At 69.6% G+C, this 19,234-nt stretch carries 18 protein-coding genes; 9 read left to right on the forward strand and 9 right to left on the reverse strand.

Annotated elements, in window-relative coordinates; genetic code table 11:
- From A9X00_RS09985 to A9X00_RS10000, 4 genes are all read right to left on the reverse strand, one after another.
- Window positions 1-636 (reverse strand): enolase C-terminal domain-like protein (locus A9X00_RS09985; protein WP_304441546.1); only part of this gene is annotated, 636 nt, incomplete at its 3' end.
- A gap of 9 nt (window positions 637-645) precedes the next feature.
- Window positions 646-1,098 carry a hypothetical protein gene (locus A9X00_RS09990; RefSeq protein ID WP_067152459.1) on the reverse strand — a complete coding sequence of 151 codons (453 nt, stop codon included), beginning with the start codon at window positions 1,096-1,098 and terminating at the stop codon, window positions 646-648.
- On the reverse strand, window positions 1,095-2,096 hold the full coding sequence (locus A9X00_RS09995; protein WP_067152461.1) for an SDR family oxidoreductase: 1,002 nt from the start codon (window positions 2,094-2,096) through the stop codon (window positions 1,095-1,097). The genes A9X00_RS09990 and A9X00_RS09995 overlap by 4 nt, the downstream gene beginning before the upstream one ends.
- A 23-nt stretch (window positions 2,097-2,119) precedes the next feature.
- Window positions 2,120-3,847: a glycoside hydrolase family 15 protein gene (locus tag A9X00_RS10000; RefSeq protein ID WP_156772022.1), complete on the reverse strand. Its 1,728-nt coding sequence runs from the start codon at window positions 3,845-3,847 to the stop codon at window positions 2,120-2,122.
- Window positions 3,848-4,411: 564 nt separating this feature from the next.
- Between A9X00_RS10000 and A9X00_RS29750 the strand changes: the two genes are divergently transcribed.
- From A9X00_RS29750 to A9X00_RS10015, 3 genes are all read left to right on the forward strand, one after another.
- Window positions 4,412-4,606, forward strand: coding sequence for a hypothetical protein (locus tag A9X00_RS29750; protein ID WP_082974968.1), 195 nt, complete (start codon window positions 4,412-4,414; stop codon window positions 4,604-4,606).
- An 87-nt stretch (window positions 4,607-4,693) separates the two neighbouring features.
- The gene (locus A9X00_RS10010) at window positions 4,694-7,672 is read left to right on the forward strand and encodes an acyl-CoA synthetase (protein WP_067152465.1); all 2,979 of its coding nucleotides are present in this window, start codon (window positions 4,694-4,696) and stop codon (window positions 7,670-7,672) included.
- Window positions 7,672-7,887: a Trm112 family protein gene (locus tag A9X00_RS10015; protein ID WP_067152467.1), complete on the forward strand. Its 216-nt coding sequence runs from the start codon at window positions 7,672-7,674 to the stop codon at window positions 7,885-7,887. Before A9X00_RS10010 ends, A9X00_RS10015 begins: the two co-directional genes overlap by 1 nt.
- Here the strand turns inward: A9X00_RS10015 and A9X00_RS10020 are convergent.
- From A9X00_RS10020 to A9X00_RS10030, 3 genes are read right to left on the reverse strand one after another with little or no spacing between them, the layout of a single operon-like run.
- Window positions 7,853-8,476 (reverse strand): TetR family transcriptional regulator, encoded by a 624-nt coding sequence (locus A9X00_RS10020; RefSeq protein ID WP_067152469.1) that lies wholly within the window; start codon window positions 8,474-8,476, stop codon window positions 7,853-7,855. The genes A9X00_RS10015 and A9X00_RS10020 overlap by 35 nt on opposite strands.
- Before the next feature lies 1 nt (window position 8,477).
- Entirely contained in the window at window positions 8,478-9,227 is a 750-nt protein-coding gene (locus A9X00_RS10025) for an ABC transporter permease (protein WP_232006744.1), read from the reverse strand.
- A 2-nt stretch (window positions 9,228-9,229) separates the two neighbouring features.
- Window positions 9,230-9,994 carry an ABC transporter ATP-binding protein gene (locus tag A9X00_RS10030; RefSeq protein WP_067152471.1) on the reverse strand — a complete coding sequence of 255 codons (765 nt, stop codon included), beginning with the start codon at window positions 9,992-9,994 and terminating at the stop codon, window positions 9,230-9,232.
- Window positions 9,995-10,208: 214 nt separating this feature from the next.
- On the opposite strand from A9X00_RS10030, the gene A9X00_RS10035 reads away from it, so the two are divergent.
- The 3 genes from A9X00_RS10035 to A9X00_RS10045 all read left to right on the forward strand — a co-directional run bounded on the left by A9X00_RS10035 (window position 10,209) and on the right by A9X00_RS10045 (window position 14,207).
- Window positions 10,209-12,458 carry a hypothetical protein gene (locus tag A9X00_RS10035; protein WP_067152473.1) on the forward strand — a complete coding sequence of 750 codons (2,250 nt, stop codon included), beginning with the start codon at window positions 10,209-10,211 and terminating at the stop codon, window positions 12,456-12,458.
- Between the two features lie 68 nt (window positions 12,459-12,526).
- Window positions 12,527-13,258 carry a dienelactone hydrolase family protein gene (locus A9X00_RS10040; RefSeq protein WP_067152475.1) on the forward strand — a complete coding sequence of 244 codons (732 nt, stop codon included), beginning with the start codon at window positions 12,527-12,529 and terminating at the stop codon, window positions 13,256-13,258.
- 82 nt (window positions 13,259-13,340) lie between these two features.
- Entirely contained in the window at window positions 13,341-14,207 is an 867-nt protein-coding gene (locus tag A9X00_RS10045; protein WP_067152477.1) for a cyclopropane mycolic acid synthase family methyltransferase, read from the forward strand.
- Window positions 14,208-14,215: 8 nt separating this feature from the next.
- On the opposite strand, the gene A9X00_RS10050 is transcribed toward A9X00_RS10045, so the two are convergent.
- A complete protein-coding gene (locus A9X00_RS10050) occupies window positions 14,216-15,481 on the reverse strand; it encodes an ammonium transporter (protein ID WP_067152479.1) in 1,266 nt (421 codons plus the stop codon).
- Window positions 15,482-15,548: 67 nt separating this feature from the next.
- Here A9X00_RS10050 and A9X00_RS10055 point away from each other — a divergent pair, with 67 nt between their 5' ends.
- Window positions 15,549-16,160, forward strand: coding sequence for a DNA-3-methyladenine glycosylase (locus tag A9X00_RS10055; RefSeq protein WP_067152481.1), 612 nt, complete (start codon window positions 15,549-15,551; stop codon window positions 16,158-16,160).
- Between the two features lie 51 nt (window positions 16,161-16,211).
- On the opposite strand, the gene A9X00_RS10060 is transcribed toward A9X00_RS10055, so the two are convergent.
- Window positions 16,212-17,141, reverse strand: coding sequence for a bile acid:sodium symporter family protein (locus tag A9X00_RS10060; protein ID WP_082974972.1), 930 nt, complete (start codon window positions 17,139-17,141; stop codon window positions 16,212-16,214).
- A 77-nt stretch (window positions 17,142-17,218) separates the two neighbouring features.
- Here A9X00_RS10060 and tyrS point away from each other — a divergent pair, with 77 nt between their 5' ends.
- Window positions 17,219-18,493, forward strand: a complete 1,275-nt coding sequence (gene tyrS / locus A9X00_RS10065; protein WP_067152485.1) for a tyrosine--tRNA ligase — start codon at window positions 17,219-17,221, stop codon at window positions 18,491-18,493.
- Window positions 18,494-18,537: 44 nt separating this feature from the next.
- Window positions 18,538-18,897 carry a DUF732 domain-containing protein gene (locus A9X00_RS10070; protein ID WP_369830735.1) on the forward strand — a complete coding sequence of 120 codons (360 nt, stop codon included), beginning with the start codon at window positions 18,538-18,540 and terminating at the stop codon, window positions 18,895-18,897.
- Window positions 18,898-19,234: the final 337 nt, after the last annotated feature.

The following is a 19,234-nucleotide window of genomic DNA, read 5'->3' on the forward strand; positions in this document are numbered from 1 at the left end:
GTGCGCGACCCGGATGGCCTGCTTGCGCCGGTAGCCGCCGTTGGCGTCGACGTACAGTTCGGTGTCGGGCCCGATCACCTTGCGCGCGAACGCGATTCGCTGCAAGTCCCGGCGCTCGTCCGAACCCGACGACTCGCCGATCTTGATCTTCACCCGGGGGATTTTCCAGTTGTCGACCCAGCGTTCGAGCTGGGCGCGGGTGGCCGTGTCGTCGTAGGTGGTGAAGCCGCCGCTACCGTAGATCGGCACCTCGGGATGCGCCACGCCGAGCAGCCGGCACACCGGGACGTCGAGCAGCTTGCCCTTGAGGTCCCACAGCGCGGTGTCGACCGCCGAGATCGCGCAGGACACCAGGCCCGGGCGCCCGCTGTTGCGGACCGCGCTGACCATCGACTCCCAGGCGCCGGGGATGTCGAGGGCGCTGTGGCCCTTGACGGCGCTGGCGAGCGGCCCGGTGATCAGCTCGCGGCAGGCGCCGGCGGCGTAGGTGTAGCCGAGCCCGCGCCGGCCGCCGCCCACCACCTCGGCCAGGATCAGCGTCGTCGACGACCAGGCGAAGGTGCCGTCGGCTTCCGGCGCGTCGGTGGGGATTTCGTAGGCCTGCGCGGTGACCTCGTCGATGCACGCGTCCAGCATGCGGTCCTCCTAGGTCTTGAGGGCGGCTCGAACGTCGCCCGGCAGGGTGTACCCCGCAACCGTTTCGGCGATCCGGTGGCGCAGCCGTACGAGGGTGGCCAGTGCGTCGCCGGTCGGCGCGTCCGCGACCGCGGGTGCCCGCCGGGCCTGCGCGGCACCGGCGACGGCGAACATGCTCGCGACCGCGGCGCTCAGCAGCGTCAACCGCCGGGCGCCGCGGTCCACGGCAGCCCAGCCGAGCATGGTGATCGCGTGCACCAGGTCGACTTCGGCGCCCAGCGCGACGCTCACCGCGTCGGGCCGTATGTCGGTCAGGGCGGCCTGCGTCAGCAGCCGCATCCCCAAGATGCGGGTCACCGCCCGCTCCCGGCTGGTCGCCGGCTTACCGGAGGCGAGCCGCAGCAGCGAACTCGGCGCGGCGAGCAGCACCAGGCCGTAAACGGTTCGCGCCCACGCCGTCATCGCGCCCGCCGCAGCGCCAGCAGCGCACCTAGCCCGAGTCCCAGCGCGCCGGTGCCGCCGGCGACGGGGTGGCGGGAGAACCAGGCTTCCGGGCTGTGGGTGTGCGCCCGGTCGTCGAACTCGCCGTGCGCGCCGTGGTCGCTGCCCGGCTCCTCGTCGACGGGCTGCCAAAGGTTGTGTGGCCGTTGCCCATTCGTGCGTTCCTCGGTCTGTTGCGAGTCGTACCCGGTGCGGCCGAGGTAGCGATCCAGCAGCGGGGCGACGAACTTTTGCCCGATGAGCGTGACGGCCGTGCTGTCGCCGACCCAAAACTGTTTGCGCTCCGGATGATCGGCGGCATAGGCGACGGCCCGTGCGGCGACTTCCGGTTGGTAGATCGGTGGCACCGGCTGCGGATGCCGCGGCAGGCGCGAAAGCACCCAGGAGAACTGCGGGGTGTTGATCGCCGGCATTTGCACCAGGGTGATCTTCACGTTGGAGCCCTCGTGCAGCAGCTCGCAGCGCACCGATTCGGTGAACCCGTTGACCGCGTGCTTGGCGCCGCAGTAGGCCGACTGCAGCGGGATCGAGCGCTGGCCGAGCGCGGAGCCGACCTGCACGACGGTGCCGCGATCGCGCGGCCGCATCTTCGCCAGCGCCGCCATGGTGCCGTACACGTAGCCGAGGTAGGTCACCTCGGTCACGCGTTTGAACTCGTCGGGGGTGATCTCGTGGAGCGGCGCGAACACCGACGTGAACGCGACGTTGATCCAGGTGTCGATGGGGCCGAACGTCAACTCGGCCTCGTCGGCGGCGGCCGCGACGGCCGAATAGTCGGCCACATCCGTCGGGATCGCCAGCGCCTTGCCGCCGCCGGCTTCGACGTCGCGCGCCGCGCCCTGCAGACCGGCGGCGCCGCGGGCCAGCAGGGCGACATTGGCGCCGCGCCGCCCGAACAGTTGCGCGGTGGCGCGGCCGATACCCGCGCTGGCCCCGGTGATTACGACGGTCTGTGTCATCGCGCGATCTCCTTTCGGTTCGATCAGTCGTGGGGGACGGCGTCCGCCGTCAGGGTGGCCGCGCATTCGAGCAGCAACGCGTGCGCGAACGCCTGGGGCAGGTTGCCGCGCAGCTGGCGCTGCCTGACGTCGTATTCCTCGCACAGCAGACCCGGGGGGCCGCATGCGGTGCGGTTTCGCTCGAACCAGCGCACCGCGCAGTGTGCATGGCCCAGTTGGTGTTCGGCCAGCGCCATCATGAATCCGCACAGCAGGAACGCGCCCTCCGCGTCGCCGAGTTCGCGCTCGTCGTGCCGGAAGCGGTACACGAACCCGTCCTCGGTGAGCTCGCGGCGGACGGCGTCCAGCGTGGCCCGGGTGCGCGGGTCGCCGGCGGGCAAGGCGCCGCGCACCGGCGGCAGCAGCAGCGACGCGTCGACCCCGGCGAGCCGCGGGCTGCGTTGCCAATAGCCGTGCGGGTTGAGGCTGGTGGCCGCGGTGTCGGCGAGGATCGCGTCGGCCAGCGACGCGCTGGCTGCCACCTCGGGACCGCCGCCGGCCACCGCGGCGATGGCGCGCAGGCCGCCCACGCACGCCAGGCGCGACTGCGTCCAGTACTGCTCGTCGATCTCCCAGATCCCGGCATCCGGGTCGCGCCAACGCTTTTCGATCGCGCCGATGGCGGCCTGCGCGGCGCGCCACCCCTCGGCGTCGAGCCGGTCGGCGTGGCCGGCCCTGGCCAGCAGCTGCAGCGCCTCGCCGAAGACGTCGAGCTGGAATTGCTGGTTGACCCGGTTGCCGACCTTGTCGGCGCCCCCCGGGTAGCCCGGCAGGTCGAGGGTTTCCTCGCTGGGCACGCTGCCGCCGGCGACGGTGTAGGCGGGTTTGAGGTGCGGGCCGTCCTCGAGCAGCCGGGCGCCGACGAACTCGACCGCCCGGTCGAGCAGCTCGGTCGTCCCTACCGCCGCGGCGGCGAGCCCGGCGTACACCTGGTCGCGGATCCAGGCGTAGCGGTAGTCGTAGTTCTGATTGGTGTGCGCGCGTTCGGGCAGGCTCATCGTGGCCGCCGCGACCATGCCGCCGGCGCTGCTCGTCAGGCCGCGCAGCACCGCGTAGGCGTGCCGCCCGTCGCGGGGGGCGATGGTGCAGTTCAGCTCGGGCACGCTGCGCTGCCACGCGGCTGCGGTGGCGTCCCAGGCGAAGTCGGGGGCCGGTGGCCGGTCGGGCAGGGCGCGCTCGGAGAGCTCCAGCACGAAGTCGTGGCGCCGGCCCTCGTCGAGGGTGATCTCGGTGGCCAGGAGTTCGTCTCGGCCGTGCGCCGAATGCGCGGTGCGGGCGTCGCCGCCGCCCGACCAGCGCCACCGCAACCGCCCCGACCGGCCGGTCCACACCCCGCCGTCGAGGTTCGGCCGCCCGGGACCGTGGCGGCCGAACCCGGCGCTGGGTCGCAGCAGCACACGCAGCCGCGCCGTGCCGCGGCAACCGGTCAGGCGTCGCAGCAGCACCACCCGGTCGGGGTCGCCGGGAAACGCCAGCGCCTCGCGGCATTCCACGATCCCGTCGCGGGTGATCCAGCGGCTGCGCCAGATCAACGTGCCCGGCTCGTAGTAGCCACCCCACACGCTCCGTGCGTCGGTCGGGGTGATCGCGTAAACCCCGTCACCGCCGATCAGCTCGGAGAAGACGGCGCCGGAATCCCATCGCGGTGCGCACATCCACGCCACGTCGCCCTGCGGTCCGATCAGCGCGCCTCGCTCGCCGTCGGCGAGCATCGCGTACTCGCGCAGCACCCGGGGCGGGAAAGCCGCCTCGACGTCGAAGGTCTCGTCAGCCACGAGCCCCTGCCGTCATGCCCATCGGGCCACCTCCACAACGAAACGCGGTCCGGCGGCCACCGCCGACCGAACGGCGGGTCGAGGTGGCTGCCCAGATGACTGGTAAGCGCCCAGCTGCGTGTTTCAACCGAGGCGGCCCCGACGACACGCGCGCATGCGTCGCGACCATTGCGCCTCGGAGAGGTACCCGGTTTCGGCGTGGGTTAACCATCACTTTTTGGTGGGGCCGGTTAGGTGCATTGGCGTTGGGGCGCAAGGCAATTCGTCGGCAGGGCAGCCCGCGAGGCTGGGCGCGCACGGTCGTCGGTCGTTTCGATCCGGCGAAGCCCGTCAATCCTGCGGACGAGGAAGGGCTGGATGATGACGGGCAGCGCAGATAACGGGCTCCGGAGCGGGCCTTACCCCCGGTTGTGGGGCGCCGAAGAAGCGTTTCGGAGCGGGCAACGGGTCGAACGGGCGCGTCGGGACGCGAGGTCGGCCCAGCGATCCGCGGCGCACAGCTTGGACAAGTCCGCGGACAGCCATGAGCGGACCGCGAAGGCGTACGAGGAAGCGGCCGAACACAGCGTTTTCTCGAAGGACGAATACCGAAAACACGCGGCGCGCCATCGCGACTTCGCGCGGGAGGATCGCCGGATGGCGAAGCGGCTGCGACGAATGGCCGACGGCGGCAGGGCGACCGACGCCGACGACTGAGGCACCTCGGCGGCAAACGGCCTGAGCAAATCCGCCAGGGCGCTGGTGTGCCATGATGGCGGAGCTGTCAAGAGTCAGGGAGCAGCGGTGGATCTCAATTTTTCGATGGTCACGCGTCCGGTCGAACGGCTGGTCGCCACGGCCCAGAACGGGTTAGAGGTCTTGCGGCTGGGGGGCTTGGAAACCGGCACGGTGCCGTCGCCATCCCAGATCGTCGAGAGCGTCCCGATGTACAAGCTGCGCCGGTACTTCCCGCCGGACAGCCGGCCCGGGCAGCCGCCGGTGGGCCCGCCGGTCCTGATGGTCCACCCGATGATGATGTCCGCGGACATGTGGGACGTCACGAGGGAAGACGGCGCAGTGGGCATCCTGCACGAGGGCGGCCTGGACCCCTGGGTCATCGACTTCGGTTCGCCGGACAAGGTCGAGGGCGGCATGCGCCGCAACCTGGCCGACCACATCGTCGCGCTCAGCCAGGCCGTCGACACGGTCAAGGACGTCACGGGCAGCGACGTGCATCTGGTGGGCTATTCGCAGGGCGGGATGTGGTGCTATCAGGCCGCGGCGTACCGGCGTTCGAAGAACATCGCCAGCATCGTCGCCTTCGGGTCACCTGTGGACACCCTGGCCGCCCTCCCCATGGGCATCCCGGCAAACTTCGCCGCGCCGGCCGCGAACTTCATGGCCGACCACGTCTTCAGCCGGATGGCGATCCCAAGTTGGATGGCGCGCGCCGGCTTTCAGATGATGGACCCGCTCAAGACGGCCAAGGCCCGGGTGGACTTCGTGCGCCAGCTGCACGACCGCGAGGCACTGCTGCCGCGCGAGCAACAGCGCCGGTTCCTCGAGCGCGAGGGCTGGATCGCGTGGTCGGGGCCCGCGATCTCCGAGCTGCTCAAGCAGTTCATCGCGCACAACCGCATGATGACCGGTGGTTTCGCGATCAACGGCCAGATGGTCACGCTCACCGACATCACCTGCCCGGTGCTGGCCTTCGTCGGGGAGGTCGACGACATCGGCCAGCCGGCCTCGGTGCGCGGCATCCGGCGGGCGGCGCCGAACGCCGAGGTCTACGAACGCCTCATCCGCACAGGGCATTTCGGTCTCGTGGTCGGATCCCGGGCGGCGCGGGAGAGCTGGCCCACCGTCGCCGAATGGGTGCGCTGGCTGTCGACGGGCGGGGACAAGCCGAGCGGCATCGACCTGATGGCCGATCAGCCGACCGAGCACACCGACAGCGGTGTCGCGATGAGTTCGAGGATCACGCACGGCATCGGTGAGGTCTCCGAGGCGGCGATCGGGGCCGTGCGCGGCGCGGCCAGCACCGTCGTCGCGGCCAACAAGTCGATGCGCACCCTGGCCGTCGAGACCATCCGCACGCTGCCCCGGCTGGTGCGCCTCGGGCAGATCAACGACCACACCCGGATCTCGCTGGGCCGCATCATCGAGGAGCAGGCGCGCAACGCCCCGCAGGGCGAGTTCCTACTGTTCGACGGGCGCGTGCACACCTACGAGGCGGTCAACCGGCGCGTCAACAACGTCGTCCGCGGCCTGATCGAGGTGGGGGTGCGCCAGGGTGACCGGGTCGGCGTGCTGATGGAGACCCGCCCCAGCGCCCTGGTTGCCATCGCCGCGCTGTCGCGGCTGGGCGCCGTCGCCGTGGTGATGCGGCCCGACGGCGACCTGGCCGCGTCGGTGCGGCTCGGGGGAGTCAGCGAGATCCTCACCGACCCGACCAACCTCGACGCGGCGCGCGACCTGCCGGGCCAGATCCTGGTGCTCGGCGGCGGCGAGTCCCGCGACCTGCATTTGCCCCACGACAGCGACGTCATTGACATGGAGCAGATCGACCCGGACGCGGTCGCGCTGCCGGCGTGGTACCGGCCCAACCCCGGGTTGGCGCGCGACCTGGCGTTCATCGCGTTCACCGCGGCCGGCGGCGAGCTGGTGGCCAAGCAGATCACCAACTACCGGTGGGCGGTGTCGGCCTTCGGGACGGCCTCGACGGCCGCGCTGGACCGCCGCGACACCGTGTACTGCCTCACGCCGCTGCACCACGAGTCCGCGCTGCTGGTCAGCCTGGGCGGCGCGGTCGTCGGCGGCACCCGCATCGCGCTGTCGCGGGGCCTGGACCCGAAGCGGTTCGTCCAGGAGATCCGGCAGTACGGCGTCACGGTGGTGTCCTATACCTGGGCGATGCTGCGCGAGGTCGTCGACGATCCCGCCTTCGTGCTGCACGGCAACCATCCGGTGCGGCTGTTCATCGGCTCGGGCATGCCGACCGGATTGTGGCAGCGGGTGCTCGACGCGTTCGCGCCCGCCAACGTCGTCGAGTTCTTCGCCACCACCGACGGGCAGGCCGTCCTGGCCAACGTGTCCGGCGCCAAGATCGGCAGCAAGGGCCGCCCGCTGCCCGGCGTGGGGCGCGTCGAGCTCGCGGCCTACGACGCGGAGCACGACCTGATCCTGGAGGACGACCGCGGCTTCGTGCAGCGCGCCGAGCCCGTGCAGGTGGGGGTGCTGCTCGCCCAGTCCCGCGGGCCGATCGATCCCAGCGCGTCGGTCAAGCGGGGCGTCTTCGCCCCCGCCGACACCTGGATCTCCACCGAGTACCTGTTCTATCGCGACGGGGACGGCGACTACTGGCTGGCGGGCCGGCGCGGCTCGGTCGTGCACACCGCGCGCGGGCTGGTGTTCGCCGAACCGGTCACCGACGCGCTGAGCTGCATCAACGGCGTCGACCTCGCGGTGACCTACAGCGTGCCGGTGGGCGACCGCCAGTTGGCGATCGCGGCGGTGACGCTGCTGCCCGGGGCCAGCATCACCGCGGCGGACCTGACCGAGGCTTTAACCAACACCGCCAAGGTGCCCATCGGGGTCGGCCCGGACATCGTGCAGGTGTGCCCGGAGCTGACGCTCAGCGCCACCTACCGTCCCACCGTCAGCGCGCTGCGCGCGGCCGGGATCCCGAAGGCTGGGCGCCAGGCGTGGTACTACGACGCGACCAGCGAGCAGTTCCGCAAGCTGACTCCGGCCGCGCGATCCCAACTGAGCGGTGCGCAGTGATGCTCGACGATGCGCTGCTCAGCATCCTGGTCTGCCCGGCCGACCGGGGCCCGTTGCTGCTCATCGGTGATGAGCTGCTCTACAACCCGCGGCTGCGGCGCGCCTACCGCATCGAGGACGGCATCCCGGTGCTGCTGATCGACGAGGCGCGCCACGTCGACGACGACGAGCACGAGCGGCTCATGGCACAAGCCCGTCCGGCAGCTCCCCGGTGAGGTAGCGCTGCAGGTTCGGCGCGACGGTCCGCGCGATCACGTCGGCGGGCAGCGACGCGAACGGCTCCAATTCCAGGATGTAGCGCGCCATCACGACGCCCACCAACTGCGACGCGACGAACTGGACGCGGACGACGCCGCTGCCCGGGGGGTCATCGACGCGCGGACCCACCTCGGCCGCGATCACGTCCTGGATGAACGACCGAAACAGGTTGACCTCGGAGCCGGCCAGGATCGAGCGCAGCGCGGCGACGAATGCCGTCCCGATCTCGGAGTCCCACAGCGGCAACAACATTGACGGCAGCGTGTGGCCGAGCTGCTCGATGGGCACGTCGCGCAAGTGGCCGATGATCTCCATCGGGTCGACCGGGATGTGCACGGCGGCGGCGAACAGTTTCTCCTTGGTGCCGAAGTAGTGATGCACCAGCGCCGAATCGACGCCGGCCGACGCCGCCACCGCCCGGATGGACGTGTTGCGGATCCCGTTGCGCGCGAACAGCTCCCGGGCGCTCGCCAGGATACGCTCCCGGGTGTCCGAGTTGCCCGCCGGCCGCCCCGGGCGCCGACGCCCGGTGTTGGTCGTTGTCACGCTAGGGCGTCCGCCGGCGCAGGGTCGCCGCAGCCAGGCACAGCGCCGCCAGCGCGAACCCCATCACGACGACGATGTCGCGCACCGCGATGTAGGTGAGCTCGCTATGCGCGCCCACCTGCTGCAGGGCCTCCAGCGCGTAGCTCGCCGGCAGGACATTGCTGATCCACTGCAGCCAGTGCGCCATCAATGCCCGGGGCACGATGATGCCGGCCAGCAGCAGCTGGGGGACCATCACCAGCGGGATGAACTGCACGGCCTGAAACTCGGTGCGCGCGAAGGCGCTACACAGCAGGCCCAGCCCGACGCCCAGCACGGCGTTGACGATGGCGATCACGAACACCCACACGGGGCTGCCGGCGGTGTCGAACCCCAGCAACCAGAACGACACGATGCAGGCCAGGATCGCTTGCGCCGCAGCGGCTATGGAGAACGCGGTGCCGTAGGCGATGAGCAGATCCAGCCGGCGTAGCGGCGTGGTCAGGATGCGCTCGAGCGTCCCGGAGGCCCGTTCGCGCTGCATGGTGATCGACGTGATGATGAACATCACGAACAGCGGGAACAGCCCCAGCAGGATCAGGCAGGCGTTGTTGAACGGGGTCGGCGTGCCGGGGCGGTGCGGTGCGTTCTCGAACATGAAGTACATCAACGTGATCACCAGGATCGGCACCAGCAGGATCAGCGCGACGCTGCGGTGATCGGCAGCCAGCTGACGCAGGATGCGCGTCGTGGTGGCCAAATAGCCCTTCAGCCCTAGCCGGCCTGGAGCTTCGTGCTGCGCTTGATGATGGACAGAAACGCGTCCTCCAGTGACGGACATCCGGTGTCCTCTCGTAGTCGGGTCGGGGTGGTGTGGGCGACGAGGTGACCCTCGCGCATCAGCAACAGATCGCCGCAGTGGTCGGCCTCGTCCATCACGTGGCTGGAAACCAGCAGGGTGGTGCCGCCGCGGGCGAGTTCGGTGAACTGCTCCCACAGGTCGACCCGCAGCACGGGGTCCAGGCCCACGGTCGGCTCGTCGAGCACGAGCAGCTCGGGCCGGCAGACCAGCGCGCACGCCAGCGACGCCCGGGTGCGCTGACCGCCGGACAGGTTGCCGCAGAAGGCGGTTCGATGGTCGGACAATCCGACCCGCTCGATGGCCGCGTCGGCGGCGCGGTTGTCGAAGCCGTACAGCGAGGCGAAGTAGCGGACGTTGTCCACGATCCGCAGGTCGTTGTAGATCGTCGGGTCCTGCGGCATGTATCCGACGCGGCGCCGCAGGGCCGGGCTCCCGGCCGGCCGGCCCAGCACCGTGACGGTGCCCGACTTCAGGATCTGGGTGCCGACGATGCACCGCATCAGCGTGGTCTTGCCGCAGCCCGACGGGCCCAGCAGCCCGGTGATTGTGCCCTTGGCGATCTGCACCGAAAAGTCATGCAGCGCAGGGCGTTTACCGCGGACGACGCGCAAATGCTCGATGCTGACCGCGGAGGCGTGCCCCTGCGCCAATAATTCATCACTCGATGAACTCATCATGTGATGAATACTCCGCTCCTGCGCGGGCGATGTCAAGGGCCTCTCCGCCGCACCGCCCAATCTGGGCGCTTAACTTCGCGCCCCCTCGGTGAGACGATCTGCTGAGGCGTTTTGAAGCTGGGATCGGTAGCTGGCGGGACGCACAAGAATTTCGCAAATGGCCGGCGCTAACGTCCCGCCGCGAAGCCATCGGAAAGGAGGGGAGAGGAACGCCATGGACAAGTTGCTGACGGATCACGGCGATCCCGAAAAGCGCATCGCCGATCTGGAGCACCGGCTTGCCGAGCACACGCGCGGCGCCGAACCGCCGCCGGCGACCCCGCACGACGCGGTTCCGTCCCGCCGTTTCGTCGCATCCGCCGCGCCGCCCAGCACCAAGCAGATGATGAAGTACACCTACCTGATCATGTTCGGGGGAATGGCGTCGCTCGGCCTGATCAATATGACGCTCTTTCTGGTTGGCGCCCTCGGGGGTGCGGAAAACGTGATAAAGGTCGGCGGCTTCCTGGTGTTCATCGCGTTCCTGCTGCTCGCCATGCCGGCTTTCGGCCTGTTCCAGCGGCGGATGAATCGCAAGAAGACGGTGCTCGTCGACGTCGGGAACGGCGGCCTGACCGTCAGTTCGCGGCCGGGCGAGGTCTTTGCCTTCGGCGACGCGCAGCTGGGCAAGTGGACCCTCGCGGGCTACGGCGGCACCACGAAAGGCACGGCGCTGCACCTGCGTAGCGGCCGCAACCGCTTTGTCCTCGGCGGGCAGGATCATCGCCTTGGCCACGAAACACCGCTTGACGCAGCGCCCGTCGACAGCGTGGACGCGACGATGTGGGCGTCGGAGTTCGACGAGCTTCTCGCCGTGATCGGCCGCCCCGGTGGCCCTGACGCACTCGGGCCCGTCCCGGGGCAACCGACTCGCTGCCTTCTCGCCCCAAATCCGGCGCGGATGTTCTCGTCCTCCTTTTTCGGGATGTTCAAGAACACCGCCACGGCGATGCGGCTGAATTCCAACCCGCCGCAGCCGACCTTGGCCATCGACGTTGGCGACGAAGAGATTTCGCTGATCGACGTCAACAGCAATGCGCGCATTGCTTCGAGTTCGCTTGGGCAGGTGACCGCAACGCCCGCCGCAAGCGCCCGCTCGGCGCCATACGTGGGTACCCTGACGACGGCCGTCCTCATTGTGCGCGTTCCGAACTCGCAACCACTGACCATCGTGTGCCCCGATGTCGCCGGCCCCCCACAGGCCAGCTGGAGTGGCACCAGGACAAAGTACGACTACCGGTTCGCGTGGCGCGGCCAGGTGCCCGCGGCAGACGAAGCGGAGTTCGTGGTCTCGGACGCGGATTGGCTGACGCTCGTCGAGAAATTCGGCCTGGCTTCGCAATTGGAGGACAGGGCCAGAACCGACGCGACGGCGGCGCCGGCCCCCGGCGGGGCGCCATTGGCCCGGCCCAGACGCAAGCTCTGGATCTACGGGGTCATCATCGCCGCGGTCATGTTCGTCGTGGCCCCCACGATGATGTTCGTCGCCAGCAGCATCTGGAACAACCATCAGAACAAGGAAGATCAGCTCAAGGCGGACCAGGAACGGCAGTACGCGTTGCCATTCACCGGCCTGCGCAGTCCGCACGGTGTGGCCGTCGACGGCGCAGGCAACGTCTACGTCAGCGACACCCACACCAACCGCGTGTTGAAGCTGGCGGCCGGGTCGAGTACCCAGACGGTGCTGCCCTTCACCGGTCTCGATCTGTGCGCCAACACCATCGACGCTTCCCTCGGTGGGGTGGCGGTGGACAATGCCGGCACCGTGTACGTCAGCGACAGCTGCCACAACCGTGTGTTGAAACTGCCCGCAGGGTCGAGCACCCAAACGGAGCTGCCGCTGCGGCGCCTGCGTGATCCCCACGGTTTGGCGGTCGACGCCGCGGGCGCGGTGTACGTCGTCAACATCAGCGACAGTGAGGTACTGAAGTTGGCGCCCGGGTCGAGCACGCCGACCGTGCTGCCGGCGAGGGGCCGAGGGGGCAGCCCCAATGGCGATGTGGCCGTGGACAAGTCCGGCAACGTCTACATCAGCGTCTCCCACAGCGTCGGACGCCATTCCGTCGAGCGCTACCTGGTGAAGCTGGCGCCCGGGTCGGACACCTGGACCCGGATGCCGCCGGCCCCCGACAACTCCTACAAGGGGCTGAGCACGGGCGAGCAGGACGCGGCGATCGACAACGCCGGCAACGTGTACATCTTCACCGGGCTCGCCGGGGGCGTGATGAAGTTGGCGCCGGGGTCGAGCACCTGGACGGAGCTGCCCGGTTCGCCCCGGTTCATCGACCCCCTGGGGCTGGCCGTGGACCCCGGCGGCAACTACGTGTACGTCACCGATCACACGGGCTCCCGGGCCACGGGCGGCGGCCTGCCCTGGGAAAAGGACGACGCTCAGGGCTTCGTGCTCAAGCTGCCCGCCGGCTAGCCGCCCGGCGCCTTCGCTCGCGGTGAACATCGTTGTCTCGCAACGCACCTCGTGATACACAGTCGAGCATGACGAGCGCGACTGACATCGAGTACGAGGCCGACGGCAGAACGATGATCGGTCGGCTCGCCGTGCCAGACGGCGACGGCACGCATCCGGCGGTCCTTATCGCGCACGAAGGCCCGGGGCTGGATGACCACCAACGCCACCGGGCGGATCGACTCGCCGAGCTGGGTTACGTGGCGTTCGCCCTCGACTATCAGGGCGGCGGCGTGTCGATGACCGACCGGGAAGCGATGATGGCGCGTCTCGACGAGCTCTGGCGCGACCCGGAGCGGACCCGGGGCCTGGCCCGCGCGGGCCTGAACGTGCTGCTCGACCAGCCCGCCACCGACCCGTCGAAGGTCGCCGCGATCGGCTATTGCTTTGGCGGACACCTTGTCCTGGAACTCGCCCGCGCCGGCACCGACCTGGCGGTCGTGGTCGGCTTCCACCCCCGGTTGGCCACCCCGCGGCCGATGGACGCCGCCAACATCACCGCCAAGGTGCTCGTCTGCATCGGCACCGAGGATCCGCTGATCCCCGTCGGCGAGCGGCTGGTGTTCGAGGAGCAGATGCGCGCGGCGGGGGTCGACTGGCGCATGAACCTCTACGGCGGCGCGCAGCACAGTTTCACCCATCCCGAGGTCGACCGCGTCGAGGTCCCCGGGCTGCGGTTCGACGAACTCTCGGCGCAGCGATCGTGGCGGGCCATGCTCGACCTGTTCGACGAGACGTTCCACGCCGGGCACAGCGCGTAGGTCGGCGGCAGCCGATAAACTCACCACGCCGAGCCGCACATCGACTGGACCACCCGACGCGTCCAGGGAAGGGCAACACGTCATGGCTGAGGAGCTGACGCCGCATTTCGAGGATGTGCAGGCGCACTACGACCTATCGGACGACTTCTTCCGCCTGTTCCTCGACCGCACCCAGATGTATACGTGCGCCTACTGGCTCGGCGGCGACGACATGACACTGGAACAGGCGCAGATCGCCAAGATCGACCTCTCGCTGAGCAAGCTGGGCCTGCAGCCGGGCATGACCCTGCTGGACCTGGGCTGCGGCTGGGGCGCCGCCATGATGCGCGCCATCGAGAAATACGACGTCAACGTCATCGGCATCACGCTGTCCAAGAACCAGGTCGCCCACGTCGAGCAGCTGTTCGCCGCGTCGGACAGCCCGCGTTCCAAGCGGGTGCTGCTCGAGGGCTGGGAGCGGTTTCACGAGCCGGTGGACCGGATCGTGGCGATCGGCCCGTTCGAACACGTCGGCTACGACCGCTACGACGCGTTCTTCGAACGAACCTATGAGCTGTTGCCGAGCGGCGGCACGATGCTGTTGCACACGATCACCGTCCTGTCGGAGAAGGAAATCATCGAGTCCGGTTTGCCGCTCACACCGGCGATCGTCGAATTCAGCGACTTCATGAAGACCGAGATCTTCCCGGGCGGCTTCCTGCCAACCATCGACATGGTCAAGGAGTTCTCGGCGAAAGCCGGCTTCAAGCTCAAGCGTCGCCAATCCCTGCAGCGCCATTACGCAAAGACTTTGGACGTCTGGGCCGCGGGCCTGGAGGCGCACAAAGAAGAGGCCATCGCGATTCAGTCCGAAGAGGTCTACGAGATGTACATGAAGTACCTCACCGGCTGCGCGAACCTCTTCCGCAAGGGCTACACCGACCTCAACCAATTCACGCTGCGGAAGTAGTCACCGGCTCATCGTTCGCCCGGGCGGCGTAGCGGCTGATGCCCGTGTACGCCTTCGGCGTAAGCGGTTTCGGCGTGCTGAGTGAGGTCGACACCGGTGGTCTCGTCTTCGGCGCTGAGCCGAAAGCCCATCACCCGATCGATCACCTTGCCGAGGACGAACGACGCCGTGAACGCGTAGAGCGCGACGACGGCGATCGCCAGCGCCTGCTTGCCCAGCTGGGCGAAGCCGCCCCCGTAGAGGAGGCCGCGGGGGCCCGCCGTCATGACCGCCGTCGCGAGCAGCCCGATCATCGACACGCCGACGACGCCGCCGACGAAGTGCACACCCACCACATCGAGCGAATCGTCATAGTTGAAGCGGAATTTCGCCGCCACCGCGAACGAGCAGACGACGCCGGCAGCGAGGCCGACGGCCGCCGCGCCGAGCGTGTTGACGGTTCCGCACGACGGGGTGATGGCGACGAGGCCGGCGACCACACCGGACGCCGCCCCGAACGTGGTGGGCCGACCGTCGCGGATCCGTTCGACCGTCAGCCAGCCGAGCATGCCGAGGCACCCCGCGACGAGCGTGTTGAGGAAGATGGCCGCGGCGGTTCCGTTGGCGGTCAACGCGGATCCGGCGTTGAACCCGAACCAGCCGAACCACAGCAGCCCGACACCGAGCAGGACGAACGGCAGGTTGTGGGGCCGCATGGCGTCCTTCTTGAAGCCGATGCGGGGCCCCAGCACCAGCGCCAGGGCCAGGGCGGAGGATCCGGACACGATCTCGACGACCAGGCCGCCCGCGTAGTCGAGCACCCCCAGCTTCGCCAGCCAGCCGCCGGGTCCCCAGACCCAATGCGCGACAACCGAATACACGACGACCGTCCACACGGTGGCGAATGCCATCCAGGCCGCGAACCTGGCCCGGTCCGCGATCGCGCCGCTGACCAGGGCGGCCGTGATGATCGCGAACGCCAACTGGAACGTGGCGTACAGCAGTTCGGGAACCGCCCCGTGGACGGTTTCGGGACCGATGCCGAGCATCCCGAGATGTCCGAGGTTTCCGACGAGCCCGTACGCGCCGTCCTGGGAGAACGCGATGGTGTAGCCGATCAGCAGCCACGCCACCGTGACCAGCGGGATGGAAATGAAGCTCATCATGATCATGTTGAGCACCCCGGTGGTGCGGACCATGCCGCCGTAGAAGATCGCCAGGCCGGGGGTCATCAGCAGCACCAATGCGGTGCTGGCCAGCAGCCACGCCGTTGCGGCGGGGTCGATCGCATGCATTGTCGGGCTCCTTCGACACAATTCGGCCGGGATATTGCCATGCCGGCCGTGTCGGTAGGTTCGGTGGGTGGTCGCAGGGGAGCTGGTGGTGGATCCGGTCGCCGCGGCGCATCGGCTGCTCGGCGCCACCCTCACCGGCAGGGGCGTGCGGGCGGTCGTCGTCGAAGTCGAGGCCTACGGCGGGGTTCCCGACGGTCCCTGGCCCGACGCCGCGGCCCACTCGTACCGCGGCCTATCCGGCCGCAACGCCGTGATGTTCGGCCCGCCCGGGCGGCTCTACACCTACCGCAGCCACGGGATCCACGTCTGCGCCAACGTCTCGTGCGGGCCCGACGGGACCGCGGCCGCCGTCCTGCTGCGCGCCGCCGCCGTCGAGGACGGCTTCGACGTCGCGCGCGCCCGTCGCGGCGAGCTGGTCCGCACCGCCGCGCTGGCGCGGGGCCCGGGCAATCTGTGCTCGGCGTTGGGAATCACCATGGACGACAACGGGATTGACCTGTTCGATCCCGACGGCCCGGTGATCCTGGAACTGAACGCCCCGCTGACCGCGACGGCGGGCCCCCGCGTCGGCGTCAGCAAGGCCGCCGACCGACCCTGGCGGCTGTGGCTCGCCGGCCGCCCGGAGGTGTCGGCGTACCGGCGCAGCCCGCGGGCGCCGGCCCCGGGGACGAGCGACTAGTGGCGATCGCAAGCGCGGCGTAGCCGGGCGCGGCGGGTCGCCACCGTCGGACTAGGCAGCTGCGGGGGAGGCGACGCGAAACGCCGGGTCCAGGCGGCGCGCGAGCAAGACGAACGTCACGGCCAGCAGCGGCGCGATGGCGCTGTAGACCGCGGCGGGCGTGGCCATCACGGCGCTGTTCAGCAACTGCGGGCTCAGCGCGATGCCCATCGCCACGACGGCGTTGTGCATCCCGACCTCCAGGCTGACCGCGACCGCCTGCCGGGGGGCCAGGCGCATCAGGCGTGGCGCCAGGTACCCGACCGTCAGGCTCACCGCGCAGAAAACCACGACGGCCCCGGTCAGCAGGCCGATGTTGTGCCAGAGCGTCGTTCGTCCTCCGGCGATGGCCGCAACGATGGCCAGCACCAGCAGCGTGAGCGCCGCGATCCGGACCGGCTTCTGCATTCGCCGGGCCAACTCGGGGAAGCGATGCCGGATGGCGACCCCGATCGCGATGGGAACCAGCACCAGGCCGATCACCGCCAGGAACTTGTCCAGCTGCAGCGGCAGGAACCGCCCTTCACCGAGGAACCACGTCATCGCCACCGCCAGAATCGTGGGCAGGGCAACGATCGACAGCACCGCGTTGATTGCGGTCAGGGTGAGATTTAGTGCCAGGTCGCCGTTGAACAAATGGCTCAGGATGTTCGACATCGTCCCGCCGGGGGTCGCCGACATCAGCATGAGCCCGACCGCAAGGTGCGGTTCGAGGTGGAAGACCTCGGCGATCACCAGGCACAGCGTCGGCAGCAGCAGCGCCTGACAGATGAGCGCCACCGCGAGCGGTTTGCGCAGGCCCGCCGCCCGCTTGAAGTCATCGACGGTAAGCGTCAGCCCGAGGGCGAGCATGATGATCGCGACGACCAACGGCCAGTATCGGTTGTCCATGACGCTCCGCGTTGTTGGTGCGCGTACGGGGAAAGACGAGGGCGCGACGATGCGCCACGTAGTTAGCTTGCCTTATATCGCCACGCAGGGGCGAATCGAGCCCGTCACAGCGACTAAAGTCGTGCGCGATGTCTTCCGGGATCCTTGATGAGCTGGGGTGGCGCGGGCTGATCGCGCAGTCCACCGACCTCGACGCGCTGGCCGCCGAAGCCGAGCGCGGGCCGATGACGGTGTACGCCGGTTTCGACCCGACGGCGGCGAGCCTGCACGCCGGCCACCTGGTGCCGCTGCTGGCGCTGCGCCGGTTCCAGCGCGCCGGGCACCGGCCGATCGTGCTCGCCGGCGGCGCCACCGGCATGATCGGCGACCCGCGCGACGTCGGCGAGCGCAGCCTCAACGAGGCGGACACCGTCGCCGCGTGGACCGAGCGCATCCGCGGGCAGCTGGAACGCTTCGTCGACTTCGACGAATCGCCCACCGGCGCCGTCGTCGTCAACAACCTGGACTGGACGGGCCCGCTGTCGGCCATCGAGTTCCTGCGCGACATCGGCAAGCACTTTTCGGTGAACGTGATGCTCGACCGCGACACCATCCGGCGGCGCCTGGACGGAGAAGGGATCTCCTACACGGAGTTCAGCTACATGCTGTTGCAGGCCAACGACTATGTCGAGCTGCACCAGCGCCTCGGCTGCTCGCTGCAGATCGGCGGCTCGGATCAGTGGGGCAACATCATCGCGGGGGTGCGCCTGGTCCGCCAGAAGCTCGGCGCGACGGTGCACGCGCTGACGGTCCCGCTGGTGACCGCCGCCGACGGCACCAAGTTCGGCAAGTCCACCGGCGGCGGCAGCCTGTGGCTGGACCCCGAGATGACCAGCCCGTACGCCTGGTACCAGTACTTCATCAACACCGCCGACGCCGACGTGATCCGCTACCTGCGGTGGTTCACCTTCCTGTCCGCCGACGAGCTGGCCGAGCTGGAGCGAGCCACCGTCGAGCGTCCGCAGCAGCGCGCCGCCCAGCGGCGGCTGGCCCACGAGCTGACCGTCCTGGTGCACGGCGAGGCGGCCGCCGAGGCGGTCGAGCACGCCAGCCGCGCGCTGTTCGGGCAGGGCGAACTCGACCGGTTGGACGAGGCGACCCTGGCGGCGGCGCTGCGCGAGACGTCGGTCGCCGAGCTGAAGCCCGGCAGCCCCGACGGGATCGTCGACCTGCTTGTGGCCAGCGGCCTGTCGGCCAGCAAGGGCGCCGCGCGGCGCACGATCGGCGAGGGCGGCGTCTCGGTCAACAACGTCCGCGTCGACAGCGAGGAGTGGACGCCGCAGCCGTCGGACTTCCTGCACGGGCGGTGGCTGGTGCTGCGGCGCGGCAAGCGCAACGTCGCGGGCATCGAACGCGTCGCCTAAGTCGTTATCGTGTCGTGTCGCCGACGTGACCTCGGCTGACCAGGGTGGTCACGGTGACTAGCGCGACGGGGATGCTGCGGGTGATGGTGCTGAGCGCGGCCCTGGCCGGCCTAACCGCCGTACTGGCCGCACCCGTGCACGCCGACTGGATGGGCAACGCGTTCCTGCGGGCCCTCGCGAACGCTGGCGTCCCGGTGTCGCAGCCCGACAGCGCGACGGCGCTCGGGCGGTCGGTGTGCCCGATGCTGGTGGAACCCGGCGGGTCGTTCGACTCGGTGATCGCCACCGTGGCCGACGGCCACGGCATGTCGCACGACGCGGCGGGCGTGTTCACCATCGTCGCGATCGCGACCTATTGCCCGGCGGTGCTGGCGCCGCTGCTGAACGACCGCCCGCCGGCGTAGGCGGCCTCGCCCCGCCGCCGTGTGTACTGACGGTTTTCGGTGTGTAGTGGCGGCGGGATCTGGCCAGTTTCCCCGCCCTGGACACACATTCAAAGCCGTCACTGCACACTCAACGGAGGCCCCGGCGCCCGGCCAAAGCGGCCCCCTCTCCGCAGCGTGTGAATTCACGGCTTTCGGTGTGTAGTGGCGGCGGGATCTGGGCAGTTTTCCCGCCCTGGCCTCACACGCAAAGCCGTGACTGCACACTCAACGGAGCCCCCGGCGCCGCGTCCGTATCCTTTGCAGAGTGGTCGACGACAGGCAGGGGCACGGCGGTAGGCGGGGACCGCGCAAGGCA

The organism is Mycobacterium sp. 1245805.9 (genome assembly GCF_001672915.1).
Taxonomy (GTDB): domain Bacteria; phylum Actinomycetota; class Actinomycetes; order Mycobacteriales; family Mycobacteriaceae; genus Mycobacterium.